The organism is Natronococcus sp. A-GB1, assembly GCF_029688845.1.
Classification (GTDB): domain Archaea; phylum Halobacteriota; class Halobacteria; order Halobacteriales; family Natrialbaceae; genus Natronococcus.
The window spans coordinates 77,565-102,211 of record NZ_JARUKW010000012.1; the positions used below are offsets into that span (position 1 = coordinate 77,565).

Sequence of the window (24,647 nt, forward strand, 5' to 3'; positions counted from 1 at the left end):
TGGGAAGGTGTGGGACGGTCGCTGGTTCGTAGTACGGTCGCGTGGCTTATATGACCTGCTATTAAATTCGGGCGCTTCGAAAAGGAATAAATTCAATTCGGTCTCGCCGCTAGTTATCCGTCGGCCTCGAGCGTCTCGGCCAGCTCACCGCGTTCCTCGAGTTCGGCGAGGATGTCCGAGCCGCCGACGAACTCGCCGTCGACGAACGTCTGCGGGATCGTCTCCCAGCCGCTGTGGTCCGCGAGGGCCGCCCGGTACTCGTCGAGCGACTCGAGGACGTCGACGGTCTCGTAGTCGTCGCGGTACTGGTCGATCAGCCCGAGCGCTCGCCGGGAGTAGCCACACTGTGGCATGAGTTCCGTTCCCTTCATGAAGAGGACGACCTCGTTTTCCTCGAGCACGTCGGCGACCTGTTCGTCGACTTCGTCCTGATCGAGCCCCTGGTTCGGTGGAAAGTCCATACGCCGGTTACGGTCGTGACGCGGATAGACCTTACGTCCCCGGTTATCGTACCACGGTTCGTCTCGTCTCCTCAGTCGGCCGTCGATGCCGGCGCCTCGCCCTTGGCCCGGGCCGACCGCCAGTAACCCTGGACGTAGGCGCCGAGGAACATGCCGGCGATCCCGTAGAGGATCGCGACGTTCCCGACCCCGAGACTGGCGTAGGCCGCGCCGGGACAGATCCCGGAGAGCCCCCAGCCGACGCCGAAGATGCCGCCGCCGAGGACGACGTTTCGATCGAGGGTCTTCAGCCGACGGGCGTAAGATGTTCCGGTAAACGGTGCCGTACTCCGGACCTGTTTGATGCCGAAGAACGTGATACCGGTGACGACCGCTGCCCCGCCCATGACGAACAGCAGCCCGAAATCCTCGAACTGCAGGAAGTTCAGGACGATCTCGGGCTGGGCCATGTGGCTGAAGCCGAGGCCGAAGCCGAAGATCAGCCCGCCGACGAACACCAGCGGCATGAACAGCGGGTGTTGCTCGTGGTCGGCGCTCATCGCTCACACCGCCGTTCGTGGCTCGCGGTTCGCTTCGCTCGCCGCTCGCGTCCTCGGGATTCTCGTACAGCTCGAATCCCGCTCATCAGGGGCTCACCCCCAGGGCCTGGACGAGCTGGGCGACCCCGATCGCGATCAGCAGGAACGTCGCGACGCCGACGAGAGAGGCGCTCGAGGCCGATCCGACTCCGCAGACGCCGTGACCCGACGTGCAGCCCTTTCCGACGCGGGTGCCGATCCCGATGAGGATCCCCCCGACGAACAGCCGCCAGGGCTGGACCTCGGTCATCCACAGCGTCAGACCACCGACGTCGTAGAGCTGCCCGGTCGTCGCGGGCTGGTGGAGCGAACTCGAGACCAGTCCGGACTGGAAGGTGACGGCGTAGATCGCCGCGCCCGCGACGATTCCCAGGGTAAAGACGACTCGCCAGTCCCGCGATGGGACGTACCGCTGGAACCGCGAGAGGTTCGAGACGTACGAGAGCGTCGACTCGAGGAACGTACTCGCGCCGGCGGCGATACCGGTGCCGAGATAGATGACGACGGTACCGAGCCCCACGAGGAGACCCCCGATCGCGTAGTGGCTGATCCCGTTCGGGAACAGCTCCCCGAACGCGACCGCGAGGAGTGCTGTCGCTGTCATTATACGATCGATGGGGACGGCGAGGCATCAATCCTCCTCACTCGGGGAAACTTGTGCGTATCTCGGAGCTTCGCGGACTGACTCGAGCCGGTAGCCGATGAACCTCCCGCGTTCACGCGTAGATACCGGTCGTCAGTCGGCCGCGCTCGAGGTCCTCACGACGTCGAGCTTCTCGGCGGCGTAGCCGAAGACGTCGCGGTAGCCGTAGGAGGACATGAGAACGGGGTAGAACGACTCGGTCGCGACCTGCGTGTCGCCGTCGGCGGCGGCGAACGGATCGCCCGGCTCGATCTCGGTGAAGTTGTCGACGAACACCTCGTAGCTGTCGGCCTCACCTTTCGGAATCGAATCGACGAGTCGGTAGACCGGGAGGTCCCGTCCGACCGTATCGCCCGGCAGCGCGTCGACGGCGGTCAGGAACGATCGGGTGAGCCGGAGGGCGTTCTGGGCCGCCGTCTCCGACCCCTGGAGCCCGCACTCGACCTCGACGGTCTCGATCTGGGAGAACAGCCGTCCCTCGGCGAACTCGCTGGTCTCGACCATCGCCTGGACGGGCAGCTGCGGACAGATCGACGTCGCCCGCTCGTTGACCTGGTTGACGATGGCGAACGGTTCGGCGTGGCTCTGCGTGGAGTGCATCGAGAAGGCGAAACAGCCCGACAGCTCGTCGACGAGCTCGTCGGCGAGCTGTCCCTCGTGCGTCTTCGCGTTCGGATTGCCCGGAAACACCCGGTTAAGATCTTCGTCGACGAACCGGACCTGCCGCTCGAGGGCCTTCTCGTTGGCGACCACGAGCTTGACCGGACGCTCGACGGTCGGGTTCTCGTCGAGCAGCTGCTCGACGGCGCGAACCCCGCAGGGTTCGTCGCCGTGGATTCCCGCAACGACCGCTATCTCGGGCGTTCCTGACCCGAGCTGTGCAACTTTCATTACCACTCATAGGAACTTCGGCTTCAAATGCGATTCGGTCCGGTGTGAAACGTGACCGCGGGAGGGAACCGGTGATCTGACAGCCATCAGGGACCGTTCTCGAGGTCGGCCGCATACTCCCGGTCGATCGCCCGTGCGGTCGGGCGTTTGCCGTCGAGGGGGATCCGCCAGCCGTCGATCGTGGCAGGCGACTCGAGCGCTGTTGCCATGGTCTCTCGGACCTCGAGAACGTCGACCCCGTAGTAATCGTCGGGAACGTCCTCGAGGTACTGCAGGGCCGTCCGGAACAGGCTGCGCATCCCGCCGTCGTCCTCGAAGTCGGCGCGCTTGTAGGCCCCGGCGGCGACCTGGACCATCCCGTGGAGGAAGGCGCTCTCGGTCGTCCCGCGGCCGTAGTTGTACCACTCGAGTTCGAAGCAGTCGTGGGACTCGTGGAACTCGCCGTCGTTGAACAGGCGCACGCCGTGGACGACGGCCCGCCGGAGCGTGCCGTGCTCCCAGCCGTTCGACGCCCCGCGGTCGGGATCCCACCCCGTCGGTGAGCCCGAAATCGGCGGCGCGACGGCGTAGTCCCGCGTGTGGTCGGTCATCGGTGGTTGGTCGTCGGCCGGATGCGGTCTACGAGCGGTTCGACTCCCATCATCCGTTCGTTCGGGCTCGAGGGTCCCGTACGTTTCGCTCGACGGGTGCTCGTTCCCACGGCGCCGCGACCGTCCTCCGATCGACGCGTTGGACCAGCCACCCACGCTCGTTCCCGGAATGCTTATTCCCCGCCAGGAGTGACCGTCGGACCGATGAAGCACTCGGACGGACGCTGCCTGAGCTGTGGCGAGCGCCTCTTCGCTCACGTCGACGGCGGATACGCGTGTCACAACTGCGGCGCGCGACACCTCCTCGAGCCCCTGGGCGGGAGATCAGCGGAGCAAAGCGGCCTCGAGCGCCGGCTCGAGGTGTAGACGAAACCGCAGGGTATTCATACGACAGCTACGAACCGTCGTCTGCGTGCGAGGGTAGCCAAGCGGTCAACGGCGGCGGACTCAAGATCCGCTCGTGTAGACGTTCGTGGGTTCGATCCCCTCCCCTCGCACTCACCACAGTGCGGCAAGAGCGAGCCTCTTGCCCTCGCAAACTTCTACGCAACACTGACCGACGAGTAGCTACGAACGTCAGCGTGCATCATCGCACGACTGGAGCGTGGAGCGACATGATCCGCGAGCGAACGGAACGAGTAAGAACCGCGAACTAAACGATCGGTGTCCAAAACAGGCTCAGTTGGCACTCTTAGTAGCTGCAGTACGACTTCCGTGTTTAGTCTGGCCCGTGAATCTGGGTCGGTTTGTTAGCTACAGATGCGTATGGAACGGCGTAAATCGGAGAAGCATACGCCGAGTGAAGCGAGGCGTTTTACCGACGGTGAGTACCGTGGGCGAGCCGTCGGCCTTGTTTCATCGAAGTTTTTTGGAGGGGTTCGACCGAGTGAGCACAGCGAACGAGGGAGGACCTCGCTAAAAAAGTTCGCTGTACGGAACGCAGATTTCGCGCGACCGTCGAGTAACAAAACTGTGTGACTATCCACTGCTGTAGTTGCTATCAGCTTCTCGAGAACCAGCGGTCCACGGACGCCGACTCGAGCCGAGGGGCGTGTCGGAACGTGATCCCTTTTTCACGGCGGCCCACCGAAATCGGATAATGAGTGACTCCGACGAACTCGACCGACGAGCCGACACCGCCGTCCGCGCCGCTCGAGCGGGCGCCGCGATCGCCGGCGAGGCGTTTCGCACGAGCCTGGACGTCGAGACGAAAAACGGCAAGACCGACGTCGTCACACGGGCCGACCGCGAGGCCCAGGTCGCGGTGATCGAGGCGATCCGCGAGACCTACCCCGACGACCCCGTCGTCGGCGAGGAGGACGACGAGCTAAAGGCGGTCCCGAACTCGGGCCCGGCCTGGATCGTCGACCCCATCGACGGGACGAACAACTTCGTCCGGGGTATCCGGGCGTTTGGGACTGCCGTCGCAGCGGTCATCGACGGCGAACCCGTCGGCGCGGCAATCGTCTGTCCGGCCCTCGAGGACGAGTACCGAAGCGGTCCCGAGGAGGCGTTTCGGAACGACGAACCGATCGTCGTCAGCGACTGTGCCGACCCCGAGGCCGCGACGGTCTCGCCGACGTTCTGGTGGGACTTCGACCACCGCGACCAGTACGCCGCCGCAAATCGGGAGATCGTCACCCGCTTCGGCGACATGCGCCGCTTTGGCTGCGCCCAGCTCGGACTAGCGATGGTCGCCGCGGGCGCCCTCGAGGGGATCACGACGAACCTGCGGGCGAATCCCTGGGACACCGTCGCGGGCGTTCACATGATCCGGCAAGCTGGGGGGACCGTGACCGATCTCGAGGGCGAACGCTGGCGCCACGACAGCGAGGGGCTGGTCGCCTCGAACGGCGCGGTTCACGACGAGCTGCTCGAGGCCGCCCGGGGGATCGACGCGTAGGCTGGCGTTTTTCTCGGAGTGTAAACCGGAAATGGTAAGCGGTCGCTCCAACGGGTATCGGGTATGGACGAGTACATCGAACGGTTCGGCCCTGTCAGAATATGGGCCGCGACCGTCGTCGTGCTCGCTGTCGCCGTCGTCGCCCTCGCGGTGGCGTTTCCACAGCGAGTGTACGTCGATCTCATCTGGCAGTACTACTGGGGGCCAGTCGTCGCCGACGCTCACGGCTGGAACTGTGTCGCGTGGGCCGACGGCGCCGAACTACCCTGCAACGAGGCTGGCGCCGACGCCGGACCGACCGCAGAGCCCGGCTACACCGCGATATCGTACGCCGGCTACATCCCGACGCTTCTGTTGTTGTTGATCGGGATCTACTTCATCATCGACTGGCTCGAGATCGAGCGCTACCGAGCGGGCTTCTTCGCGCTGTTCCCGTTCATGCTGTTCGGCGGCGCCCTGCGAACCGTCGAGGACGCGAACGTCGCGGCCTACCGCGACACGGGTGAGCTGGCGATCGAGCTGCCGTGGTCGGGCTTTCTGATCAGCCCGCTGATCTACGTCACCGTCTTCCTGGTCGCGCTGGTCGCGATCGTCGCCGGGGTCTGGCTCGAGCGAAAGGAGTACGTCTCGGGCTACGAGTACCCGCTGTTCGGGGTCGGTGCCGTCGCGCTCGCGGCGACGCTCGGCTTCCTCGGATTCACCGCGGCGACACAGCCGTACTCGACGTTCTACCCGTCGATCCCGGCGATCGTGCTTACGGCCGCCACCGTCTCGACCGCGCTGGTCTGGCTCGGTATCGAGCGGTTCGCGCCCGAGCTGAACGCGGGCACCCGGTACATGGGGATCGTCATCATCTGGGCCCACGCCGTTGACGGCTTCGCGAACCAGCTGATGCTCGACTGGTCACACGTCTGGGGGATGACGTACACGCCGAAACACCCCATCAACGACGCGATCGTCACGTACACTGGAGCGTTGCTCCCCCAGAGTGCGGAGGTGATCGGCGAGGCCTGGCCCTTCGCGCTCCTGAAACTCGCCGCGCCCGTGTTCATCATCTGGCTGTTCAACGAGGAGATCTTCGAGGAGAGTCCGCAGTTCGCGTACCTACTGTTGGTCGCCGTCGTCGCCGTCGGCCTCGGTCCCGGAAGCCGCGACATGCTTCGGGCCACGTTCGGCGTCTAACGCGGCGGATCAGTCGTCGCGCCCGCCTCGAGTCGACGTGCTTTTGCGCTCGCCCTCGGATATCCGTCTCGAATGACCGAGCGAGAGCCACGCACCGGTTCGGAGCCCCCGCCGCACAGGGATCCGTCGTCCGAGGCCGATCTCGAGCGGCTCGTCGAGGAGCTTGAGGAGCTCGAGGAGCTCGTCGACCACCCGGCCGAGCGCGAGCAGGTCCGACGGGCGATCCACACCGCCCACCGCGTGCCGGGCGTCCATGCGGTCGAGAACGGGATCAAGCGCTACACCACCCGCGACATGGCCGAGGCGTTCGTCGGCAGCATCCTCCTCTCGCTTCCGCTGCTCGTCGAGGACGGCGTCTTCGAGATCGCCGAACACTTCGTCGAGTTCACCGTCTCTGGAATCCCGATCTTTCTGATCTCGAACGTCCTGTTCATCGGCCTGTTTACGACCGCGTTGCTCTACTGGACCGACATCCGCGACGTCGGCGTGACCGACCCCCTGTTCGGCTTCGTTCCCCGCCGCCTGGTCGGTGTCCTCGGGATCTCGCTGCTGACGGCGACCGGGTTGATGATCATGTGGGGACGGATCTTCGAGGGGGAGCCGACGAGTGCGGAGGCGTTCGGGCGGATCACCGTCATCTGGACTGCGGGGGCGTTCGGCGCCGCCCTGGGTGACCTCCTGCCCGAAGACGACGCTCTCGCGGCCGACCGGGCCAACGGCGAATACTAAGCAGTGACAGCAACGACACCGTCCCCGGATCGGGAACGACTTACCGCGCCGAGATACAAGGGACGGGTATGACAGCAGATTCGCCCGCGGAGGCGGGCTGGTTCGCGGGCCTCGAGCCCGACGACCCCGAGGCCGCGGCGGCCGCGATCGCCGAGGAAACGGCTTCCGAGCCCGCGGACTGGCCGAAGCTGGCCGTCGAGGCTGGCTTTGCGAGCGACGCCGAGGAGTACTACGATCGACTCAAGGAGGCGACGACGGTAGCAACTCGAGAGGCCGTCGAGCGAGCTGAGCGAGCCGACGACCGCCAGCTCGTCCACGCGGTGCGGACGATGGACGACTGTCAGCGAACGGCCAACGAGCTGGCCGAACGCCTCGCCGAGTGGGCGGGGACGGTCGATCCCGACGCGGGTGCGGGCGTCGAGTACGCTCGAGCGATCGTCGACGAGGACGCCGACCGCGACGGTGGCGTCGATCACCCCCGAATCGTCTCGCTCGCCGAGCGCGTCGTCGCGCTGGCCGACGAGGCCGAGGCCCTGCGGGAGTACGTCGAGCGTGAGACGCCGACCGTCGCCCCCAATCTCGCGGCGCTTGCCGGCCCCGTGCTGGCGGCCCGGCTGATCTCGCTGGCCGGCGGGCTCGAGCCCCTCGCGAAGAAACCCAGCGGAACCGTCCAGGTACTCGGCGCCGAGGACGCCCTCTTCGCCCACCTCCGGGGTCACGCTTCCTCGCCGAAACACGGGATCATCTACACCCACGACGCGGTACGGGGCACCCACCCCGACGAGCGGGGCTCCGCGGCGCGGGCGGTCGCTGGCAAACTCTCGATCGCGGCCCGCGTCGACCACTACTCGGGCGAACGCAAGCCCGAACTCGAGGCCGAACTCGAGGAGCGTATCGAGACGATCCAGTCCCGAACCGCCGATGACGAAAGCGGCGAGAGCGGGGGTGACGACGAGTGAGCGAGCTTCCTGCGGGCGTCGAACGCCGTCAGTTCGACGGTGAGGAACGCCTCGCGACGCAGGGCGAGCCCGTCTACGGCGAGCCGACGAACGAGGGATGGCGCGCCTGGAACCCGAACCGGTCGAAGCTCGGCGCGATGCTCTCCCTCGGCATGGAGGCGGGGCTCGCAGGTGGGGACGAGGAGACGGTGCTGTACCTCGGCGCCGCCAGCGGGACGACGGTCAGCCACGTCGCCGATTTTGCCGGGCCGACCTACGCCGTCGAGTTCGCCCCGCGTCCGGCACGAGATCTGCTCGAGGCCGCCGACTCCCGGCCTCGACTGTTTCCGCTGCTCGCGGACGCCCGGAAACCCGAGCGCTACGCCCACGTCGTCGAGCACGACGTCGACGCGCTCGTCCAGGACGTCGCGACGCGGGGTCAGGCCCGGGTCGCCCTCGAGAACCGCCGGTTTCTCGCCGATGACGGCCGCCTGCTGCTCGCGGTCAAGGCCCGAAGCGAGGACGTGACCCGCAACCCGGGCGACGTCTTCGCCGACGTCCGCGACGAGCTGTCTAAGGGGTACGAGATTCTCGAGTATCGTCGGCTCGACGACTACCACGCGGACCACCTCGGGATCGTCGCGCGCCCGCGGTAGTCGGCTGAAGACGCGCCGCGTGAACGTATCCGCGCCAGACTGGTCCGTCGAACGGACCGTCATAGCAAGGGCACATAAATCCCAACCCGAACCCGTTTTGCGGGTCTTACGAGCCCGCGGGAATTGCGTTCTGACCTTATGTGGTCGCTGTTCCGTGACTCGAGTATGGACTGCAACCAGTGCGAGCAAACCCCGGAAGGCGGCTGTACGGTACGGGGCGTCTGCGGGAAGGAGCCCGACATCAACGGGCTTCAGGAACTCGTTGTCTACGGGCTCAAGGGGATCTCGGCGTACGCGACCCACGCCCGCGACATGGGCTACCGCGACCCCGACGTCGACGCCCTCGTCCACGAGGCGCTGTACTCGACGCTGACGAACGTCAACTTCAGCACCGAGGATCACGTCGACCTCGCGATGCGGTCCGGGAAAGCCGCCGTCGACGTGATGGAGCTGCTCGACGAGGCGCACACGACTGAGCTCGGCGTCCCGGAGCCGACCGAGGTGCCCCAGAACGCCGTGGAGGGGAAGTCGATCCTCGTGACGGGCCACGACCTCTACGGGCTCAAGCAGCTGCTCGAGCAAACCGAAGACGAGCCGATCAACGTATATACCCACTCGGAGATGCTACCGGCCCACGGCTACCCCGAACTCGCGGCGTTCGATCACCTGAAGGGCAACGTCGGCGGCGCCTGGCACGACCAGCGACTCCTCTTCGCCGACTTTCCCGGCGCGATCGTCGGCACGACGAACTGCGTCCAGCCGCCACGGGAGGAGTACCGCGACCGCTTCTTCACGACGGGGCTGACCGGCCTCGAGGGCGTCGAAGCGATCGACGACTATGAGTTCGGGCCCGTCATTGAGAGGGCCAACGAGCTGCCGGCGGTCGACTGGGAGAGCGACGAGACCGTCATGACCGGGTTCCACCACGAGCCCGTCCTCGATCAGGTCGACGAGATCGTCGACGCAGTCGAATCGGGCAAGCTCCGGCGCTTCTTCGTCGTCGCGGGCTGTGACGGACCGACGCCCGGTCGGGACTACTACCGCGAACTCGTCAAGGGGATCCCCGACGACTGCGTCGTGCTGACGACCTCGTGTGGCAAGTTCCGGTTCAGCGACCTCGAGATGGGGACCGTTCCCGGCACCGAGATCCCCCGGTACATCGACCTCGGGCAATGCAACAACTCGATCTCGACGGTCAAGATCGCGGGCGCGCTCGCCGAGGCGTTCGACTGCGGCGTCAACGACCTTCCGCTGTCGGTGGTGCTGTCGTGGTTCGAACAGAAGGCGATCGCCGTCCTGCTAGGGCTGCTCTACCTCGGCGTCGAGGATATCCGGCTGGGGCCGACGGTGCCGGAGTTTCTCACCGAGTCGAACGTCGAACTGCTCCACGAGGAGTTCGGCCTGCGGCCGATCGGCGAGCCCGAGAGCGACCTGCGGGCGATGCTCGGCGAACCGGCAGCCGGCGATGCAGCCGGGGCGACGCCGGCCGACGACTAGGGCTTCGGCGGCGCGTTTCCACCGTCCCGCCGAGTCCAAACGGTATTTATCACCGCGGCCGAAAACGGGAGCCAATGGAACGCGGGTCGCCGGAATCGTTTACGCGCATGGGTACCCTCGGGATCGAGGAGGAGTTCTACGTCGTCGACGAACGGGGCCGCCCGACGAGTGGCACCGACGACCTCGTCTACGAGCACGATCCGCCCGAGATCCTCGAGGGACGGCTCGACCACGAGCTGTTCAAGTTCGTCATCGAGACCCAGACCCCGCTGATCGAGGGGCCGGGCGACGCCCGCGACTCGCTGCTGTCGGTTCGAGAGGCACTGGCCGACCACGCCGAGGCCCACGGCTACCGGATCGCCGCCGCCGGCCTCCATCCGCTGGCGAAGTGGCGCGAACTCGAGCACGCCGAGAAACCACGATACCGATCCCAGCTCGACCGCATCCAGTACCCCCAGCACCGCAACACGACCGCGGGCGTTCACGTCCACGTCGGCGTCGACGACGCCGACAAGGCGGTCTGGATCGCTAACGAGTTGCGCTGGTACGTGCCGATCCTGCTCGCGCTGTCGGCGAACTCGCCGTACTGGAACGGGTTCGACACCGGACTCCAGTCCGCCCGCGGGAAGATCTTCGAGGCGCTGCCCAACACCGGGATGCCGACCCACTTCGAGGACTTCGAGGACTTCGACCGCTTCGAACGGCGAATGCTCGAGACCGACGCCATCGCCGACCGGGGCGAGCTCTGGTACGACGTTCGGCCCCACACGGCCCACGGCACCGTCGAGCTGCGGACGCCCGACGGCCAGGCTGATCCGGACGTCGTGATGGCGTTCGTCGAGTACGCCCACGCGTTAGTCGAGGTCCTCGCCGAGGAGTACGAGGACGGGACCCCCGGGCGCAAGCACCGCCGGGAGCTGCTCGACGAGAACAAGTGGCGCGCGATCCGCCACGGCCAGGACGTCTCCCTCATCGATCGCGACCTCGAGGGCACCGTCGACCTCGGCGAACTCGTCGACCGGGAGTGCGAACGGCTGGGGATCGACGGCATCCGCGAGGTTTACGAGCGCGAGAGCGGCGCCGAGCGCCAGCGCCGGCTCCGCGAGGAGGAGGGAACCGACGCCCTCTGCGAGTCGTTGCTGCTCGAGACGCACTGAGTGCTCTCAGGGGAGCGCCCGAAGCTCCCCGCGCTCGGCGCTCTCGTAGAGCGCGTCGATCACCCGCATGTTCGCGACGGCCTCGTCAGCGTCGGTCCGGGCCCGCGCGCCCGATTCGACGCAGTCGGCGAACCGCTCGACCTGCAGGCGGTAGTGGTCCACGGGATCGAACGTCTCGACGGCGTGGCGGCCGTCGATCCGGTACTCGAGCTCGAGCGGCTCGTCCAGCGAAGCGTCGAAGGCGTCCTCGACCTCGAGCCAGCCGTTTGCGGCCTCGACGCGGTAGCGCTGTACTTTCTGCGTGTCGAACCCGGAGGCGATCCGGGCCGAGGCGCCGTCGTCGTACTCGAGGATCCCCGCGAGTTCGGTGTCGACGCCCGCACCCCGGGAGTCGTGGATGTGGGCGTAGACCCGGTCGGGCTCGCCGAGGAACTGGCGGGCGGCCGAGACGGCGTAGCAGCCGACGTCCATCAGCGAGCCGCCCGCAAGGTCGGGATCGAGGCGGACGTTGTCGGGATCGAGGCGGACGTTGTCGGGATCGTCGAACAGCGGGAACTTGAACGCGGCCGAGACCGAGCGGACGTCCGCGACCTCCTCGCGGGCGAGTTCGATCGCGCGCTCGGTTCGAGGGTGGTAGCGGTACATGAACGCCTCCATCAGCGTGACGCCGCGGTCCTCGCAGTGCGCCGCAACGTCGCGGGCCTGGTCGGCGTCGATCGCCAGGGGTTTCTCGCAGAGCACGTCCAGGCCGGCGTCCGCGGCTCGGATCGTCCACTCGGCGTGGGCGGCGTTGGGCAGAGGAATATAGACGGCGTCGATCCCGCCGTCCTCGAGCAGTTCCTGGTACGCGCCGTAACTCCGCGGGATGTCGAACTCGTCGGCGAACGCCCGCGCCCGCTCGGCGTCGCGGGAGGCGACCGCCCCGACAGCGTGCTCGCTCGCGTCGATCGCGGGCAGCACCGACTTCCGTGCGATCCCCGCTGTACCGATAATGCCGAACTCCATGCGTCGAATCTCTCAGCCGATCGCAATGAAGGTGAGCGCTCGAGGGTCGACTGTCCGAATCAATATGTGATCCCGTCGGATACGACCAGCCATGAGCGTCTATCGGACCCGAACCGGGCTTCGCCACCAGTTCCGCGACGTCCTGAACTTCTACTACCCCGCCTGTATCGACACGTCGGTCGGAGGGTACGTCGCTCAACTCGACGAACGCGACGGCCACGTCTACGACTCGCGGACCAGACACCTCGTCGCGACCGCGCGGGGCGTCCACAACTTCAGTCTGGGCGTCCTCGCCGACGGCCCCGACTGGTGTCGGTACGCCGCCGAACACGGCCTGCAGTTTCTCTCCGAGGTCCACTGGGACGACGACCGCGAGGGGTACGACTGGCTGCTCGAGGGCCGCGAGCCCGTCGATCGAACACGGTACTGCTACGGCCACGCGTTCGCGCTGCTGGCCGGAGCCAGATCGCACCAAGCCGGAATTTCCGGCGGGCGGGCGGAACTCGAGCGAGCCTTCGCCGTCCTCGAGGACCGGTTCTGGGAGCGCGAACACGGCCTGTACGCCGACCAGGCCTCGTCCGACTGGGAGCTGTCGTCCTACCGCGGCCAGAACGCAAACATGCACGCCTGCGAGGGGCTGCTCGCGGCCTACGAGGCGACGGGCGAGGATCGCTTTCTCGAGCGCGCGTACATTGTCGCCGACCGCTTTACGCGCGAGGTGACGAGCGCGACTGACGGCCTGCTGTGGGAACACTACACCGAGGAGTGGGAGCCGGACCTGTCGTACAACGAGGACAGCCCGCGCCACCAGTTCCGTCCGCCGGGCTACCAGCCGGGCCACCACGCTGAGTGGGCGAAGCTGCTCGCAATCCTCGCCGACCACCGCGCCGAGGAGTGGCCCCTCGAGCGGGCGTTCGAGCTGTTCGACGCCGCGGTCGACCTCGGCTGGGACGACGAGTACGGCGGGCTCTACTACACGGTCGAGGCCGACGGCGAACCGATCGTCCCCGACAAGTACGGCTGGGTTCACACGGAGGCGATCGGCGCCAGCGCGCTGTTGAGTCGCCACGACGACGCCTACGCCGACTGGTACGATCGACTGTGGGAGTACTCGCTCGAACACCTCCGGAACCCGAAGTACGGCAACTGGTACGAGCGACTGACCCGCGAGCACGAGCGCGACGATCCGAACCGCGGGACGGCCGTTGAACCGGGTTACCACCCGCTGACGAACGCCTGGCTCGCGATGCGAGCGCTCGAGGACGAGTCCGCTGTTTTCGAGTGACTGAGGGCCCCGACGCACACCGGGCCGCATCCACTCGAAACGCGCGTCTGAGCCACTCGAGGCCGGGAACCGGACCTCCACAAAGGTTTAACCATACAGGTGGCCTCGTCCTCCATGAGAGGGACATGGCTTCAGACGACACCGACGACCGTCCGGACGAGGGGGGCGGGGACGACGAACGACTCGAGGCCGACGGGACGGGCACCGAACGTCCCCCGACCGTCGAGGAGGTCGACCAGCGGATCGTGGATCTCCTCTCGTGGATCCTCGACACGGAGACGCGCGCGAAGATCTACGTCCACCTGCTGGCGAACCCGGGCAGCACCTCCGAGGAGGTCGCGAAGGGGACCGGGCTCTACCCGAGCACCGTCCGGGAGGCGCTGGCCGAACTCCACGACGAGGAGCGCGTCAGCCGGGAGAAACGCGAGAGCGAGGGGGCCGGCAACAACCCCTACGAGTATACGGCGATCCAGCCGAGCGAACTGGTCGGCGGCGTCGTCGACCAGGTCCAGCACGAGCTCAACACCATCTTCACGCTCGATCGGGTCCTCGACCGCCACGCCGAGGACGGGTTCGAGGAGGACCTCGAGCCCGTCACGATCACCGTTGATGACACCGACGCGACGCCGACCGACGACGATATCGATCCGATGGGCCTCGAGGACGACATGGACATCGACAGCGGCGAATCGGACGACGAGGAACCGGAGTCCGACCGGTAGCGGTCCCTACTCCTCGAGCCCGAGCACCGCAGGCCGCTCGAGTTCGAACGATCGATCGACGGCCGTCGCAGCGAGCATCGGCCACTCGCTGGTCTCGGTCAGCACCTCGATTTCGGTCTCGGTAACGAGCCCCGTATCCTCGCTCTTCGCACCCTGTACCGTCGGGTTCCAGGCGTAGGCCATCGGCGACCGGACCGGTGCTCCGTGATCGGGCGTCGCGATCCACTCCCGGCCGGCGAAGCCGGCGGCCCCGCCCTGGTGGTGGCGCTCCCACTCGCCGTCGTGGCCGACCGCGGCGTAGGCCTCGCGGATCGAGTCGAAAACGTCGCCAGCTGTGCCGCCGTTCGTCGCGGCCTCCCGTGTCGCCGCCAGCGCCGTCGTCTCGACGCGGGCCGCGGCCCGATGGCGTTCCGCGAGCCAGTCGGGCGGGTCGAAGGCGACCGCTCGGGTACAGCTCGCGTGCAAGCCGCCCCGCTCGGCCGTCACCGAGACCAGCGCGTAGTCGTCGAGCTCGGTCTCGGTGGGCGTGTAGTGACGATACTGCTGAGCGCGTTCGCTCCCGCCGGCGAGGGCGACGGGGGACTCGATCCCGCGGGCCGAGAGCCCGACCCGCAGCGCCGAGACGACCTCGCGTTCGGTGTCTCCGGGCTCGAGCTCCCGACAGACCGACTCGAGGACCGTCGCCGTCTCCCGGCCGAGCTCGCGGTAGCGCTCTCGGTCGCGCTCGGTTAGCGGCTGGCGGAGTTCGGTCGGATCGACCCCCTCGAGTCCGGGGACGTCGATGTCCGCGGCCGCGCGATCGCCCCCAGTTCGATCCGCGATCGCCTCGGCCAGCGAGGTCTCGTACCAAGGGAACCGCTCGAGGGAAACGACCCCGAGGTCGGGCAGCTCCTCGGCTTCGATGCGGGCGGCCTCGATATTGTTCGTCACGACGCGGAACTCGCCGTCGTATCCGACGGCCGCGACGCCGGCGTCGCCCTCGCGGTCGACGACGTTGTTCCCGCCGGTGAGCCAGGCGAAGGCGTTCGGCCGGGCGAACCAGATCGAGTCGAGGTCGCGGGCCTCGAGGTGGCGCTCGAGTCGCTCGCGTTTGTCCATGTCGTGCGCTGGTGAGGACGAGTCTTGAATGCGACGAACCGGTTCGGCTCGAGTCGGGCGAACAGCGCGAATCCACCCGGGACCGGGCTCGACTCGGGCAATCTAAATACGGGTGGTCCTAACCCCCGCCAGAACGCCCGTGTCGACCCACAGCCACACCCCCGGTCTCCGATTTCGCTCGTTGATCGCTCGCGTTGGCTTCCCACACCTGCTCGCGGCGACGCTCGCGCTGGTCGCGGCGACGATCCTGCTCGGCGTCGCGGCGAAAGCCACCGGTGCGGGACTGGCCTGCGAGGCGAACTGGCCCCAGTGTGACGCCGGCCCGTACAACCTCCTGCCCGCGAACCTGCCGAGCTTCTACGAGTGGTTCCACCGCTTCGTCGCGATGTTCGCCGGCTTCGCCATCATCGGCTCGGCGGTCGCGGCCTGGCGCTCGCCGTCGATCGACAAACGCGTCACGGCGCTCGTCGTCGCCGGGATGATCCTGACGCCGATCCAGGTCGTCCTGGGCCGAGAGACGGTCACCCAGTACACGATGGACATCCTCTCGCTGCACTTCTGGACCGCAGTCCTGATCTTCTCGATGTTCGTCGTCGCGACCGCGCTCGTCTGGTCGGCCTCGCTGCGAGCCGGCCACGTCAGCACCGCGCTCGGGCTCGGCCTTCTCGCCCTTCCCGCCCACGTCGCGCTCAGCCCGACCGACCTGAGCCTCGTCTCGAGCTACTCGCCGACGGTTCAGCTGCTCCAGTACGGCGTCACCCTCGCACTGCTGGCGTCGGTGATCGTCGCCGTCCTGGTCGGCCGATGGCGCTTCGACGACACCCCGCTGCTGGGGCTGCTCTCGGTGTCCGCCGTGCTAGCGCTGGTCGTCACCTACCTCGGCCGCCAGGCCGTGATGACCTACAGTCCGCTGCTGGACGACCTCTATCTGGTCACCGCGCTCGCGTTGCTCGTCGTCTTCGGCGTCGGAATCTGGCGAAGCCGATCCTCAGCCGGCGCTCGAGACGTCTGATCGCTCTCCTCTGCTGCTCAGTTGTTGAGAAAACGGGTTCGGTATTCGGTCTCCTTCGTGAAGCTTGATCGGTCGATTTGGTACACGGAGAGTGCGAACAGAACGCGTGCTACTCTCGGCTGAGGTTTGAGATGAGAACTGAACGATGAAGATATCCAAATTTTACGCCACGCGGATGGAAGAGTTGCTCGGGACCCGGTGGCTCAATCGCCGTTCGGGCACGGTATCTCCTCGATCTCCCGGATCTCGTCCGGTTTTTGCACGCGGTCGTACTGGCGCTGCCACGTTTCTCTGGGGAACAGGTTGCTTCGGTCGAACAGGTCACGAGCGGTATCGATCCGGACGAGATCGTTGATGAGGAACGCCTCCAGCTGCCCCCCATCAGCACGCACAGCTGAAGGACAAGTTGCATGGGAACGACCGGTTTGATGAAATCAAGCGAGCCGAGCGCAGGTACCTTGTCGTCGGCCGCGGTGATGAGGGAGGACCAGGAAAACGACGGTTGCAGGTCTGTCAGCAGTTGGACGCTCGCAGGGAGGCATCGACATTTCGTCTCGAGGACTTCGATGACGGACATGTGTGGGAACCTCGACGAGGAAACGGCCGACGCCGAACTCCTCGAGGGTCTCGAGGCGGCCTACGAGGAGAAGTACGACGTCCACCACGGGACGCCGTTCTTTCGCGTTCGTCCGAACGTCGTGTTTGCGTGGGCCGACTTTCCGACGGATGCGACCAGCTGGACGTTCGACGAGGGACCCTGAACTTCGATTTCGGCTACTTCATCGCCCGATACTGGCCGTGTTTGACGCCGATCAGCAGCATGATCCCGCCGAAGATCACCATCGAGGGGACGACCATCATCAGGATGCTGTCGGTCGTCATCATGTCCGAGGCGATCATCCCGACCGCGCCGAGCGTGATCAGTGCGATAAACGTCGCCGCCGTGGTTGGTAGATCGAACTCCATACGTGATCGTGGGACGGCCAACCCCCAAAGGGTATCGGAAACCGGCAGTACGCTCGACCTGACGCTCGAGCTGGGCCGAACGTATTCGGATCCGACAGTTCCACCGAGCTGCAGGGCCCCGGGATGGAACCTCACGTCTCGAGGCCCTCCTCCAGCCCGTACGCCGTTTCGATGAGTTCCCGCAGGCGTCCGACGAACCGAGCGGCGGGCGCGCCGTCGACGACGTCGTGATCGACCATCATTGTGAGGCTCAGGTATTCTCGGGGCACGACCTCGTCGTCGACGAGCCCTGGCTTGCGCTCGATACCGCCGACCGTGAGCTGGAGCGCGTAGTTCGTCGGCGTAACCGCCCAGCCGCCACCGGCTCCGAACATGCCGACCGAGGTCACCGCGACGGTGCCGGCGACGCGCTTCCAGCGTCGGGGGATGGTCCGAGGCAGCCGCCAGAACAGCCGTCGGACGGGACCGGGAAGCCGTAGGCCTACAGCCGTCAGGTCGCGCTGTCGTCCCACGCTCGGATCCGTCTGGACCGCTCGGATCTTGTCGTGAATCGACTCGAGCGACCGCCGATTCGCCGCCCTGAGGACGTGCGGGACGCCGATCAGTTCGCCGTCGACCTCCCGTTCGATCAGGACGTTCACGTCGACGTCCTCGAACCGGGCGAGTCGACCCCGCCAGTCGCGATACGTCTGGACGCGAGGATGGTCATCGATCGCTCGCGCCAGACAGAAGACGAGAAACGCGGTGAACGAGCGTCGCGTTCCAGTGCCCTCCTCGAGCTCTCGAATGCGCCGTCGAGCCTCGGTCACGTCGAGTTCGACGAGCCCGTGGACGACGCTTCGTCGGCTGGCCGTCCGCATGTAGTCGACGGTGCCGCGTCGCTGCAAGGGGAAGGGTTCGACCGTTTCGCCAGGCTCGGTCATAATCGTCGAACCACGAGGAGGAGCATACCGCTTGTCCGCAAATCCGATTCAGCTCGAGGGACGCACCAGGTTCGCCAGCGCGACTGCAAGTCCCAGCAGCCACCCCAGCGGGAACGCGATCGCGACCCACATCGCCGCGTAAGCCGCCCCCGCCAGCTCGAAGTTCGCCCGGAGCAGTTCGTTGATTCCGCCGACGGCCAGCGGCCCCTCGAGCAGCTGCACCGCGAACGCGTAGCTGGGCTCGAGGACGACCCCCTCGAGCGCCGGGGTCACGAGCGCGGCGACGACCGGGGGCAAACAGAGCGCGGTCAGCGCGAACGGGTACGCGAGCAGGACCGAAACGGATCGGCCGCCGATCCGCGAGCAGCCGGCCGAAAGCGCCGTCGCCCCCGTCGCGACTGCGCTGGCTGCAGCGACCGCGAGGACGGCGTCGGGCTCGAGTTGGAGGTGGGCGACGGCCGTCAGCCCGCCCCACGCGAGGACGGCGAGGCCGGTGACGCCGGCGATACCGAGCCGAGTTCGGGTCGAGTCGAGTTTCGCCGCGTAGTAGCGGGTCGCGAGGCCGACGACGGTGAGCGGGTAGGCGACGAGCAGACCGAGTGCACCGAGAACGCCCCAGCCGTAGTAGCGGATCTGCTGGGAGGGCGTCTCGGGAGTCCATCGACCCATGACGGCGTGGCCGCGGCCGCGCTGTCTGGGGAACCGAAGCGCCATCCAGCCGACGTGGAGCCGCCGGACGTCGGTCGCGATCTCGCCGAAGACGCCGGCGTCACCCCTCCGTGTGCGGGTTGCCATAGCGCCTGCGATGGCCCGAAAAGTGGTAAGCTTTCTTCCTATTCAGGAACTCGAACTGGTCGAGTCGGCAGCGCTCGCGTCAGTTCCAGGGGGCGAACTCGGGGTCGACCTCGCGGCTGACGTCGTCGACGTTGTCGATCGTGTCGACGTCGGAGCGGTCGAGCTCGACCAGCAGCGACTCCCAGTTGTCCTCGAGGTGGTCCTCGCCGGTCGCCTTCGGGATCGCGGTGACGCCCTTCTCGCGCAGCCAGGCGAGGCTGACCTGAGCCTCGCTGACGCCGTGTCGGGCCGCGACGTTCTGGATCCCCTCGTGATTGAACACCTGGCCACGGGCAAGTGGCGAGTAGGCGACGACGTCGACGTCGTACTGCTGACAGCGCTCGCGCAGGTCCGGCTGGGGGAGCAGCGGGTGGAGTTCGATCTGGTTGGCCGCGATCGGCGCGTCGCAGACGTCGATCGCCCTCTCGAGGTCCTCGGCCATGAAGTTGCTGACGCCGACGTTCTCGATCAGTCCCTCGTCGTACAGCTCCGAGAACGCCGAGAGGGTCTCCTCGGGCTCGTACGCCCCGGCGGGCCAGTGAACGTACAGCATGTCAAGGTAGTCGACCCCGAGGCGGTCCATGCTCTCTCGAGCGGTCTCCTTGACGTCCTCGTAGCCAAGGTTGTCGGTCCAGATCTTCGTCGCGAGGAAGACCTCCTCGCGGTCGACGTCGGCGTCTGCGATCCCCTCGCCGACGGCTTCCTCGTTGTCGTAGACCTGTGCGGTATCGATGTGTCGGTACCCTCGCTCGAGGGCGTTCTGGACGCTTTCGGCGCACTGTTCGGGATCGTCGTTCTGCCAGGTACCGAGGCCGAGCATCGGCAGGCCGTTCGACGTCGTCGGACAGAAGTCGGGAGCGATTTCGTCTACCATGTCCGAAGGATTCGTCAGGATCCGAAAAGGGGTTGGGATTGCGTGAGCAAGATCGGCAGCTCGGCGCGTTAACTCGACGCATAGTGGTGAATCACATTGTGGGTCCGTTCAGGGGTGGCCGTGAGGTTGAGTCGGAGCGCGATATTTGAGCCCGTTTCAAGATTTGGAAAATCCGTGCATATTGTCGGAGACACTATTTCGATTGCCGTTGATGAGGACGAGAGGAACAGTGAGTCCGAGTTACGTTCGATGAGTACATATACCATATAGAAAAACGAGAGCTAGTGAACTATGCTGGACCAGCCCCGGATCCCGAGTGAGCGGGATCGTATTACGACGATCGAATCGCACACAGGTGGAGAACCGCTTAGAATCATCGTTGACGGCTTTCCTGAGCTAACGGGTGAAACGATTCTCGAACGGCGTCGCTACATGCACGATGAGTACGATACGCTTCGGTCCGCACTAATGTGGGAACCACGCGGACATGCGGACATGTACGGCGCGGTTCTCACTGAACCGGTTTCCGACGAAGCCGACGTTGGTGTCCTGTTCACTACAAACAACGGCTACAGTTCGATGTGTGGGCACGGTATTATTGCGCTGGGGACGGCTCTCTTCGAGACTGGGATGCTCCCGCCGAACCAGCCCGAAGAAATCGTCGCTTTCGACACTCCCGCAGGACTCGTCACCGCGACATCCCAAATCGAGAAGGATCGTGTGACGTCGGTTTCTTTCGAGAACGTTCCATCGTTCGCTCCGCTACTAGATCAAACCGTCACTGTTCCCGAACTTGGCCCGGTCGAATTTGATCTCGGATACGGGGGCGCGTTCTATGCCTACTGTGATGCCGATCAGGTGGATCTGGATCTTTCACCAGATAACGCTGACGAAATAATACGCACCGGTATGGCTATCAAGCGCGCCGTTTCGGATTCTTTTGACATCAAACACCCGGTTGAAGACGATTTGAGTTTCTTGTACGGGACCGTCTTCAGAAAGGAGTCTTCCACCGAAGGGTGCGACAGCAAGAACGTGTGTGTGTTTGCAGACGGGCAAATCGACCGCTCGCCAACCGGCACCGGTGTCAGCGGCCGACTCGCTATCCAATACGCACGCGGCGACCTCGAGGTGGGTGACGAACTTGTCGTCGAGAGCATCATCGGTACGGTGTTCCGAGGAACAATCACCGGGCAAGAACCGTATGGCGGCTACGACGCGATCGTTCCGCGGATCTCCGGAAGCGCCTACGTCACTGGGCGGAACGAATTTGTGATCGATCCGGAAGATCCCTTATCCGATGGGTTCTTGATTCGATAATACGGCCTTCGATTGAGTCACGGCTGGGGTTCAGCACAGTACTGGCCTCTCCCGTCGTCTCCGGTAGTGGCGGGAAGCGACTACGGGTCCAGCGCCGGCGTCGGAAACGCTCCCGTATCGGCGTTCGGGTCGTACTCCTCGAGTGCCGCCCGGACGATCTGGAACACGCCCTCTTTCCCCCAGCGGGCGGTGTTGAGCTGCAGGTCGTAGAACTCCCGCTCGTCGATGTCGATCTCGTAGTACGACTCGTAGCGGCCGGCCTCGCTAACCTCCCGGACACGCATCTCGGCCTCGGTCTCGAGACGATCCTCGATTCGCTCGAGGCGGACGTCCTCGGGGGCATCGAGCCAGATCCGCAGATCGGCGCGCTCGCCTGCGATCCAGCCCGCGAGCCGGGACTCGAGGATGAAGGGTTTGTTCGCGGTGCCCCACTTCTCCGCGATCGACTGCAGCCGCCGATCGAGCGCCCGGTCGATATCGTCCGACGCCTCCGCCTTCGCCGTCAGCTGGTTGAGGCTCATGTCGCGGTCCTCGGCGAGTTCGCGGAAGATGTCCCCACCGGAGACGTACGGACAGCCGATCGCGTCCGAGAGGCGCTCACAGAGCGTCGTCGCGCCACAGCCCGGCGGTCCGGAGACGGTGATGAACAGTGTCGTGTCGATCTCGACGGTCGTCGTCGCACCCGTGGACATACACGATCCCTCACGGGTCGACGTGAAAAGTCATCCGTTCGAGCGAAACGCGGTCTTAGAACCAGCCTCGCCGTTCGACCTCGATATCGACGTCCTCGAGGGACGGCTCGTCCTCGAGGCCGGTGACGGCGTCGACCTGGGCCTCGGCTCCGCTCGACGCCACCAGCGTCATCCCGTCCTCGTAGGGGGCCTCCGCGTCGTCCCAGTCGATCTCGAGTTTCGCCCGTCTGAACCGCGTTCCGGTGACGAGCCGGATCCTCTCGACGGCCTCGAGGGGAACCGAGAAGTTCCGCTCGTCGAGGGACTCGAGCTCCGCGGGCGCGCTGTCGGCGACGAGCGCACGGTCGCGTTCGCCCATGTCGGCCCGCAGCAGCATCGAGCGGTAGGATTCGCCGACGAAACAGCAGAGCAGTCGCTCGTCGGTGACCACCAGCTCCCAGAACTCGATCGAGTTCGGGCGCTGGCGGATCCAGTGGGTGAATCTCGCGATCGGCTCCTCGGTCGCGGTCATCACCGTTCGAACAGGGCGTGCAGGTCAGCGGGTAGTTCGCGTCCCTTTTGGGTGGCGATCGAGACGAAGACGAAGACGGCCATCGTCACGAGCAGCGAGATCGCCTCCGCGGGGACCTCCGGCGGGTACGGGTAGGTCGCCATCACAACGTTCTCGCTGACCCAGTTGAGCCAGCCCGCGTCGACGATCGCCGCGGCCTCGGGCACGACGTTGTAAATGATGTTGTACAGCATGCCGACCACGAGGGCGGCGATCGCCCCCTCTTTGGTCGCCCCCTTCCAGTTCAACCCGAAGACGGCCACCGGAACGAACGCGGCGGCGAAGAAGCCCCAGCTGATCGCGCCGAGGATGCCGACCAGCGCGTCGGAGTAGAAGACGACGATCGTCGACAGCACCGTCAGCCCCGCCAGCGCGCCCTGCGTGACCCGGAGCTCGGTCTTCGGGTCGGTGATCGGCCTGCCGAGCGCTCGCGGGATGTCCCGTGAGATCGCGGCCGCGCCGATGTTTAGGAACGAGTCGCTGGTCGACATGATCGCCGCCAGAAGCGCCGCGAGGATCAGCCCGGCGACGATGCTTCCAGTGTGATCGAGGACGAAGACCGGTCCGACCTCCGAGGCCGAGAACGTCGCCTCGCGCTGGCCGGCCTCGACCATCGCGCGCATCGAGAGGCCAGCGGAAAAGGCGATCAGGCTCGAGATCGCGTAGGAGATCGCCGCGATCGGGGCACCCCACTTGAGGATCGTGAGGTTGCGGCTCATGTAGAACTTCGTGATCAGGTGGGGTTGGCCGGCCGCGCCGACCGAGAACAGCACCCACCAGGCGATCCCGACGAGGACGGCGGTCGTGGCCCCGCCCATTGCGCCGAACGGCGAGATGAGGTTCGGATCCGTGGTCGCCAGGTTCTGGGAGATGTTCTCCATCCCGCCACCGAACGAGATCGCGTACGCGAAGACGAACACGGCGCCGACGACCATCGTGATCGCCTGCAGGAAGTCCGTCCAGACGCCCGCGATCATCCCGCCGAGCATACAGTACAGCAGCAGGATTAGCGCGCCCCCGAACAGGCCCCACAGCACGGGGATGCCGAAGATCGCCCGCATGACGAACTGCAGCGCCGCCAGATTGACCGCCAGGTAGGCGACGACGCCGAGTGCGACGGCGACGCCGCTGAGCCCGCGAACCCAGTCGCTCTCGTAGCGGACGTACATCGCGTCGGGAAGGGTCAACACGTTCCGGATGTCGGCGATCAGGCGCATCCGTTTTGCCAGGACGGCCCACGTCAGCAGGAAGCCAAGCGGCGCAGTAAAGAAGATCCACAGCGCGGTCGTCCCGAACTCGTAGACAAGTTCGGGACCGCCGATGAAGCCGAACCCGGACTGGATCACCGAGAACGCCGTCAGCGCGAGGACCCAGGTGCCGATGCTCTTGCCTGTGATCAGGAAGTCGCTGGTCGATTCCGTTCGCATCCAGCCCCAGATACCGATCAGGAGGACGATCAGCAGGTACGCCGCGCCGAAGCCGAGGATGATCGGGTCGTCCGCGACGGGGATCCCGTCCTGCTGAAGGACGGTTCCGGCGGCTCCGAGGACGCTACTCATCGGTCGACTCACCTCCGTCGGTCGCCTCTACGGTCTGTGTGGGTTGTTCGGGTGCGAGCGGGAGCGACTCCCCTCGCTGCGCCTCGCGGGCGTCCTCGAGGATGCCCTCGACGATCTCCTCGCTTGCAACCCGATCGAACAGCAGCGAGTAGTAGACCGCACAGGTCAGGGGCAACAGCCAGATGAACCCGAAGTAGATCAGCGTCGACGTCGGCACGCCCAGCACGTAGCTGTAGTCGGTGACGCCGGGCTCCCAGGTTAGCCAGATCCCGGCCAGGCCAGCGACGAAGAACGCGCCGAGGATGCCGATCAGTCCGGTGTAGGGCGCGAGATCGAGTTCGGACCCGTTGCGTTCGATCGTCGCGACCGCGAACACCGCCAGGATGGTCGCCGCACCAACAAACGAGAACACGCGGTACAGTCCCAGCGCCGCCGTGACGAGTGCGACCACCGAGAGCACGCCGATCACCGTCATCGTCGTGTTCCGCGTCATTGGTCGCTCACCCCTCGCTCGAGTCGTCGGTCCGGCCGTCCGCCGACGGTCTCGACGTGTTGCCCGCGTCCCCCGCGGAGCCCCCTCGG

General features: G+C 66.1%; 29 protein-coding genes and 1 tRNA gene. 14 read left to right on the top strand and 16 right to left on the bottom strand.

Features of this window, described 5'->3' with window-relative positions:
• Positions 1 to 113: 113 nt before the first annotated feature.
• From QA600_RS14625 to QA600_RS14645, 5 genes are all read right to left on the bottom strand, one after another.
• Positions 114 to 461, bottom strand: coding sequence for a glutaredoxin family protein (locus tag QA600_RS14625; protein WP_278292686.1), 348 nt, complete (start codon positions 459 to 461; stop codon positions 114 to 116).
• A 71-nt stretch (positions 462 to 532) separates the two neighbouring features.
• Entirely contained in the window at positions 533 to 1,000 is a 468-nt protein-coding gene (locus tag QA600_RS14630; protein ID WP_278292687.1) for a DUF6691 family protein, read from the bottom strand.
• Between the two features lie 85 nt (positions 1,001 to 1,085).
• Positions 1,086 to 1,643, bottom strand: a complete 558-nt coding sequence (locus QA600_RS14635; RefSeq protein ID WP_278292688.1) for a YeeE/YedE thiosulfate transporter family protein — start codon at positions 1,641 to 1,643, stop codon at positions 1,086 to 1,088.
• Between the two features lie 132 nt (positions 1,644 to 1,775).
• The gene (locus QA600_RS14640; protein ID WP_278292689.1) at positions 1,776 to 2,573 is read right to left on the bottom strand and encodes a succinylglutamate desuccinylase/aspartoacylase family protein; all 798 of its coding nucleotides are present in this window, start codon (positions 2,571 to 2,573) and stop codon (positions 1,776 to 1,778) included.
• Between the two features lie 86 nt (positions 2,574 to 2,659).
• Entirely contained in the window at positions 2,660 to 3,163 is a 504-nt protein-coding gene (locus QA600_RS14645; RefSeq protein WP_278292690.1) for a DUF309 domain-containing protein, read from the bottom strand.
• A gap of 204 nt (positions 3,164 to 3,367) precedes the next feature.
• Between QA600_RS14645 and QA600_RS14650 the strand changes: the two genes are divergently transcribed.
• From QA600_RS14650 to QA600_RS14690, 9 genes are all read left to right on the top strand, one after another.
• On the top strand, positions 3,368 to 3,529 hold the full coding sequence (locus QA600_RS14650) for a hypothetical protein (RefSeq protein ID WP_160167170.1): 162 nt from the start codon (positions 3,368 to 3,370) through the stop codon (positions 3,527 to 3,529).
• Positions 3,530 to 3,577: 48 nt separating this feature from the next.
• Positions 3,578 to 3,660: transfer RNA gene (locus QA600_RS14655), tRNA-Leu, on the top strand.
• Positions 3,661 to 4,262: 602 nt separating this feature from the next.
• Positions 4,263 to 5,066, top strand: coding sequence for an inositol monophosphatase (locus tag QA600_RS14660; RefSeq protein ID WP_278292691.1), 804 nt, complete (start codon positions 4,263 to 4,265; stop codon positions 5,064 to 5,066).
• A 63-nt stretch (positions 5,067 to 5,129) separates the two neighbouring features.
• Positions 5,130 to 6,248 carry a DUF63 family protein gene (locus QA600_RS14665; RefSeq protein ID WP_278292692.1) on the top strand — a complete coding sequence of 373 codons (1,119 nt, stop codon included), beginning with the start codon at positions 5,130 to 5,132 and terminating at the stop codon, positions 6,246 to 6,248.
• A gap of 72 nt (positions 6,249 to 6,320) precedes the next feature.
• Positions 6,321 to 6,977, top strand: a complete 657-nt coding sequence (locus tag QA600_RS14670) for a DUF2391 domain-containing protein (protein WP_278292693.1) — start codon at positions 6,321 to 6,323, stop codon at positions 6,975 to 6,977.
• 68 nt (positions 6,978 to 7,045) lie between these two features.
• On the top strand, positions 7,046 to 7,936 hold the full coding sequence (locus QA600_RS14675) for an NOP5/NOP56 family protein (protein ID WP_278292694.1): 891 nt from the start codon (positions 7,046 to 7,048) through the stop codon (positions 7,934 to 7,936).
• Complete coding sequence (locus tag QA600_RS14680) at positions 7,933 to 8,571, top strand: fibrillarin-like rRNA/tRNA 2'-O-methyltransferase (RefSeq protein WP_278292696.1); 639 nt, start codon at positions 7,933 to 7,935, stop codon at positions 8,569 to 8,571. The genes QA600_RS14675 and QA600_RS14680 overlap by 4 nt, the downstream gene beginning before the upstream one ends.
• A 165-nt stretch (positions 8,572 to 8,736) precedes the next feature.
• Positions 8,737 to 10,068 carry a hydroxylamine reductase gene (gene hcp, locus QA600_RS14685; RefSeq protein ID WP_278292697.1) on the top strand — a complete coding sequence of 444 codons (1,332 nt, stop codon included), beginning with the start codon at positions 8,737 to 8,739 and terminating at the stop codon, positions 10,066 to 10,068.
• A 74-nt stretch (positions 10,069 to 10,142) separates the two neighbouring features.
• Positions 10,143 to 11,225, top strand: a complete 1,083-nt coding sequence (locus QA600_RS14690; RefSeq protein ID WP_278292698.1) for a glutamate--cysteine ligase — start codon at positions 10,143 to 10,145, stop codon at positions 11,223 to 11,225.
• Between the two features lie 6 nt (positions 11,226 to 11,231).
• Here the strand turns inward: QA600_RS14690 and QA600_RS14695 are convergent, their stop codons facing one another.
• Positions 11,232 to 12,230, bottom strand: a complete 999-nt coding sequence (locus QA600_RS14695; protein WP_278292700.1) for a Gfo/Idh/MocA family oxidoreductase — start codon at positions 12,228 to 12,230, stop codon at positions 11,232 to 11,234.
• 91 nt (positions 12,231 to 12,321) lie between these two features.
• Between QA600_RS14695 and QA600_RS14700 the strand changes: the two genes are divergently transcribed.
• Both QA600_RS14700 and QA600_RS14705 read left to right on the top strand, forming a co-directional pair.
• Positions 12,322 to 13,515, top strand: coding sequence for an AGE family epimerase/isomerase (locus QA600_RS14700; RefSeq protein WP_278292701.1), 1,194 nt, complete (start codon positions 12,322 to 12,324; stop codon positions 13,513 to 13,515).
• 125 nt (positions 13,516 to 13,640) lie between these two features.
• On the top strand, positions 13,641 to 14,237 hold the full coding sequence (locus QA600_RS14705; RefSeq protein WP_278292702.1) for a helix-turn-helix domain-containing protein: 597 nt from the start codon (positions 13,641 to 13,643) through the stop codon (positions 14,235 to 14,237).
• Between the two features lie 6 nt (positions 14,238 to 14,243).
• On the opposite strand, the gene QA600_RS14710 is transcribed toward QA600_RS14705, so the two are convergent.
• On the bottom strand, positions 14,244 to 15,335 hold the full coding sequence (locus QA600_RS14710) for a M24 family metallopeptidase (RefSeq protein WP_278292703.1): 1,092 nt from the start codon (positions 15,333 to 15,335) through the stop codon (positions 14,244 to 14,246).
• A 139-nt stretch (positions 15,336 to 15,474) separates the two neighbouring features.
• Here QA600_RS14710 and QA600_RS14715 point away from each other — a divergent pair, with 139 nt between their 5' ends.
• The gene (locus QA600_RS14715) at positions 15,475 to 16,347 is read left to right on the top strand and encodes a COX15/CtaA family protein (RefSeq protein WP_278292704.1); all 873 of its coding nucleotides are present in this window, start codon (positions 15,475 to 15,477) and stop codon (positions 16,345 to 16,347) included.
• A 203-nt stretch (positions 16,348 to 16,550) separates the two neighbouring features.
• Here QA600_RS14715 and QA600_RS14720 read toward each other — a convergent pair whose 3' ends face one another.
• Positions 16,551 to 16,739, bottom strand: coding sequence for a hypothetical protein (locus QA600_RS14720; protein WP_278292705.1), 189 nt, complete (start codon positions 16,737 to 16,739; stop codon positions 16,551 to 16,553).
• Positions 16,740 to 16,913: 174 nt separating this feature from the next.
• On the opposite strand from QA600_RS14720, the gene QA600_RS14725 reads away from it, so the two are divergent.
• On the top strand, positions 16,914 to 17,108 hold the full coding sequence (locus QA600_RS14725; RefSeq protein WP_278292706.1) for a hypothetical protein: 195 nt from the start codon (positions 16,914 to 16,916) through the stop codon (positions 17,106 to 17,108).
• Between the two features lie 13 nt (positions 17,109 to 17,121).
• Here QA600_RS14725 and QA600_RS14730 read toward each other — a convergent pair whose 3' ends face one another.
• From QA600_RS14730 to QA600_RS14745, 4 genes are all read right to left on the bottom strand, one after another.
• On the bottom strand, positions 17,122 to 17,313 hold the full coding sequence (locus QA600_RS14730; protein ID WP_278292707.1) for a hypothetical protein: 192 nt from the start codon (positions 17,311 to 17,313) through the stop codon (positions 17,122 to 17,124).
• A gap of 131 nt (positions 17,314 to 17,444) precedes the next feature.
• Positions 17,445 to 18,236, bottom strand: coding sequence for a 2-oxo acid dehydrogenase subunit E2 (locus QA600_RS14735; protein ID WP_278292708.1), 792 nt, complete (start codon positions 18,234 to 18,236; stop codon positions 17,445 to 17,447).
• A gap of 48 nt (positions 18,237 to 18,284) precedes the next feature.
• A complete protein-coding gene (locus QA600_RS14740) occupies positions 18,285 to 19,031 on the bottom strand; it encodes a hypothetical protein (protein ID WP_278292709.1) in 747 nt (248 codons plus the stop codon).
• A 79-nt stretch (positions 19,032 to 19,110) separates the two neighbouring features.
• The gene (locus QA600_RS14745; RefSeq protein WP_278292710.1) at positions 19,111 to 19,944 is read right to left on the bottom strand and encodes an aldo/keto reductase; all 834 of its coding nucleotides are present in this window, start codon (positions 19,942 to 19,944) and stop codon (positions 19,111 to 19,113) included.
• A gap of 291 nt (positions 19,945 to 20,235) precedes the next feature.
• On the opposite strand from QA600_RS14745, the gene QA600_RS14750 reads away from it, so the two are divergent.
• Positions 20,236 to 21,264, top strand: a complete 1,029-nt coding sequence (locus QA600_RS14750; RefSeq protein ID WP_278292711.1) for a proline racemase family protein — start codon at positions 20,236 to 20,238, stop codon at positions 21,262 to 21,264.
• Positions 21,265 to 21,344: 80 nt separating this feature from the next.
• Here QA600_RS14750 and cmk read toward each other — a convergent pair whose 3' ends face one another.
• Genes cmk through QA600_RS14770 form a run of 4 tightly spaced genes read right to left on the bottom strand, consistent with a single transcriptional unit; the run spans position 21,345 to position 24,558 of the window.
• A complete protein-coding gene (gene cmk / locus QA600_RS14755; protein WP_278292712.1) occupies positions 21,345 to 21,956 on the bottom strand; it encodes a (d)CMP kinase in 612 nt (203 codons plus the stop codon).
• A 55-nt stretch (positions 21,957 to 22,011) separates the two neighbouring features.
• Positions 22,012 to 22,467, bottom strand: a complete 456-nt coding sequence (locus tag QA600_RS14760; protein WP_278292713.1) for a hypothetical protein — start codon at positions 22,465 to 22,467, stop codon at positions 22,012 to 22,014.
• Entirely contained in the window at positions 22,467 to 24,065 is a 1,599-nt protein-coding gene (locus QA600_RS14765) for a sodium/proline symporter (RefSeq protein ID WP_278292714.1), read from the bottom strand. The genes QA600_RS14760 and QA600_RS14765 overlap by 1 nt, the downstream gene beginning before the upstream one ends.
• A complete protein-coding gene (locus tag QA600_RS14770) occupies positions 24,058 to 24,558 on the bottom strand; it encodes a hypothetical protein (RefSeq protein WP_278292715.1) in 501 nt (166 codons plus the stop codon). The genes QA600_RS14765 and QA600_RS14770 overlap by 8 nt, the downstream gene beginning before the upstream one ends.
• Between the last annotated feature and the right edge of the window lie 89 nt (positions 24,559 to 24,647).

What these genes read in the sequence shown, in the direction of transcription:
- QA600_RS14625 (WP_278292686.1), bottom strand. Translation starts at nt 461, where the DNA reads ATGGACTTTCCACCGAACCAGGGGCTCGATCAGGACGAAGTCGACGAA.
- QA600_RS14630 (WP_278292687.1), bottom strand. Translation starts at nt 1,000, where the DNA reads ATGAGCGCCGACCACGAGCAACACCCGCTGTTCATGCCGCTGGTGTTC.
- QA600_RS14635 (WP_278292688.1), bottom strand. Translation starts at nt 1,643, where the DNA reads ATGACAGCGACAGCACTCCTCGCGGTCGCGTTCGGGGAGCTGTTCCCG.
- QA600_RS14640 (WP_278292689.1), bottom strand. Translation starts at nt 2,573, where the DNA reads ATGAAAGTTGCACAGCTCGGGTCAGGAACGCCCGAGATAGCGGTCGTT.
- QA600_RS14645 (WP_278292690.1), bottom strand. Translation starts at nt 3,163, where the DNA reads ATGACCGACCACACGCGGGACTACGCCGTCGCGCCGCCGATTTCGGGC.
- QA600_RS14650 (WP_160167170.1), top strand. Translation starts at nt 3,368, where the DNA reads ATGAAGCACTCGGACGGACGCTGCCTGAGCTGTGGCGAGCGCCTCTTC.
- QA600_RS14660 (WP_278292691.1), top strand. Translation starts at nt 4,263, where the DNA reads ATGAGTGACTCCGACGAACTCGACCGACGAGCCGACACCGCCGTCCGC.
- QA600_RS14665 (WP_278292692.1), top strand. Translation starts at nt 5,130, where the DNA reads ATGGACGAGTACATCGAACGGTTCGGCCCTGTCAGAATATGGGCCGCG.
- QA600_RS14670 (WP_278292693.1), top strand. Translation starts at nt 6,321, where the DNA reads ATGACCGAGCGAGAGCCACGCACCGGTTCGGAGCCCCCGCCGCACAGG.
- QA600_RS14675 (WP_278292694.1), top strand. Translation starts at nt 7,046, where the DNA reads ATGACAGCAGATTCGCCCGCGGAGGCGGGCTGGTTCGCGGGCCTCGAG.
- hcp (WP_278292697.1), top strand. Translation starts at nt 8,737, where the DNA reads ATGGACTGCAACCAGTGCGAGCAAACCCCGGAAGGCGGCTGTACGGTA.
- QA600_RS14690 (WP_278292698.1), top strand. Translation starts at nt 10,143, where the DNA reads ATGGAACGCGGGTCGCCGGAATCGTTTACGCGCATGGGTACCCTCGGG.
- QA600_RS14695 (WP_278292700.1), bottom strand. Translation starts at nt 12,230, where the DNA reads ATGGAGTTCGGCATTATCGGTACAGCGGGGATCGCACGGAAGTCGGTG.
- QA600_RS14700 (WP_278292701.1), top strand. Translation starts at nt 12,322, where the DNA reads ATGAGCGTCTATCGGACCCGAACCGGGCTTCGCCACCAGTTCCGCGAC.
- QA600_RS14705 (WP_278292702.1), top strand. Translation starts at nt 13,641, where the DNA reads ATGGCTTCAGACGACACCGACGACCGTCCGGACGAGGGGGGCGGGGAC.
- QA600_RS14710 (WP_278292703.1), bottom strand. Translation starts at nt 15,335, where the DNA reads ATGGACAAACGCGAGCGACTCGAGCGCCACCTCGAGGCCCGCGACCTC.
- QA600_RS14725 (WP_278292706.1), top strand. Translation starts at nt 16,914, where the DNA reads ATGACGGACATGTGTGGGAACCTCGACGAGGAAACGGCCGACGCCGAA.
- QA600_RS14730 (WP_278292707.1), bottom strand. Translation starts at nt 17,313, where the DNA reads ATGGAGTTCGATCTACCAACCACGGCGGCGACGTTTATCGCACTGATC.
- QA600_RS14735 (WP_278292708.1), bottom strand. Translation starts at nt 18,236, where the DNA reads ATGACCGAGCCTGGCGAAACGGTCGAACCCTTCCCCTTGCAGCGACGC.
- QA600_RS14740 (WP_278292709.1), bottom strand. Translation starts at nt 19,031, where the DNA reads ATGGCAACCCGCACACGGAGGGGTGACGCCGGCGTCTTCGGCGAGATC.
- QA600_RS14745 (WP_278292710.1), bottom strand. Translation starts at nt 19,944, where the DNA reads ATGGTAGACGAAATCGCTCCCGACTTCTGTCCGACGACGTCGAACGGC.
- QA600_RS14750 (WP_278292711.1), top strand. Translation starts at nt 20,236, where the DNA reads ATGCTGGACCAGCCCCGGATCCCGAGTGAGCGGGATCGTATTACGACG.
- cmk (WP_278292712.1), bottom strand. Translation starts at nt 21,956, where the DNA reads ATGTCCACGGGTGCGACGACGACCGTCGAGATCGACACGACACTGTTC.
- QA600_RS14760 (WP_278292713.1), bottom strand. Translation starts at nt 22,467, where the DNA reads ATGACCGCGACCGAGGAGCCGATCGCGAGATTCACCCACTGGATCCGC.
- QA600_RS14765 (WP_278292714.1), bottom strand. Translation starts at nt 24,065, where the DNA reads ATGAGTAGCGTCCTCGGAGCCGCCGGAACCGTCCTTCAGCAGGACGGG.
- QA600_RS14770 (WP_278292715.1), bottom strand. Translation starts at nt 24,558, where the DNA reads ATGACGCGGAACACGACGATGACGGTGATCGGCGTGCTCTCGGTGGTC.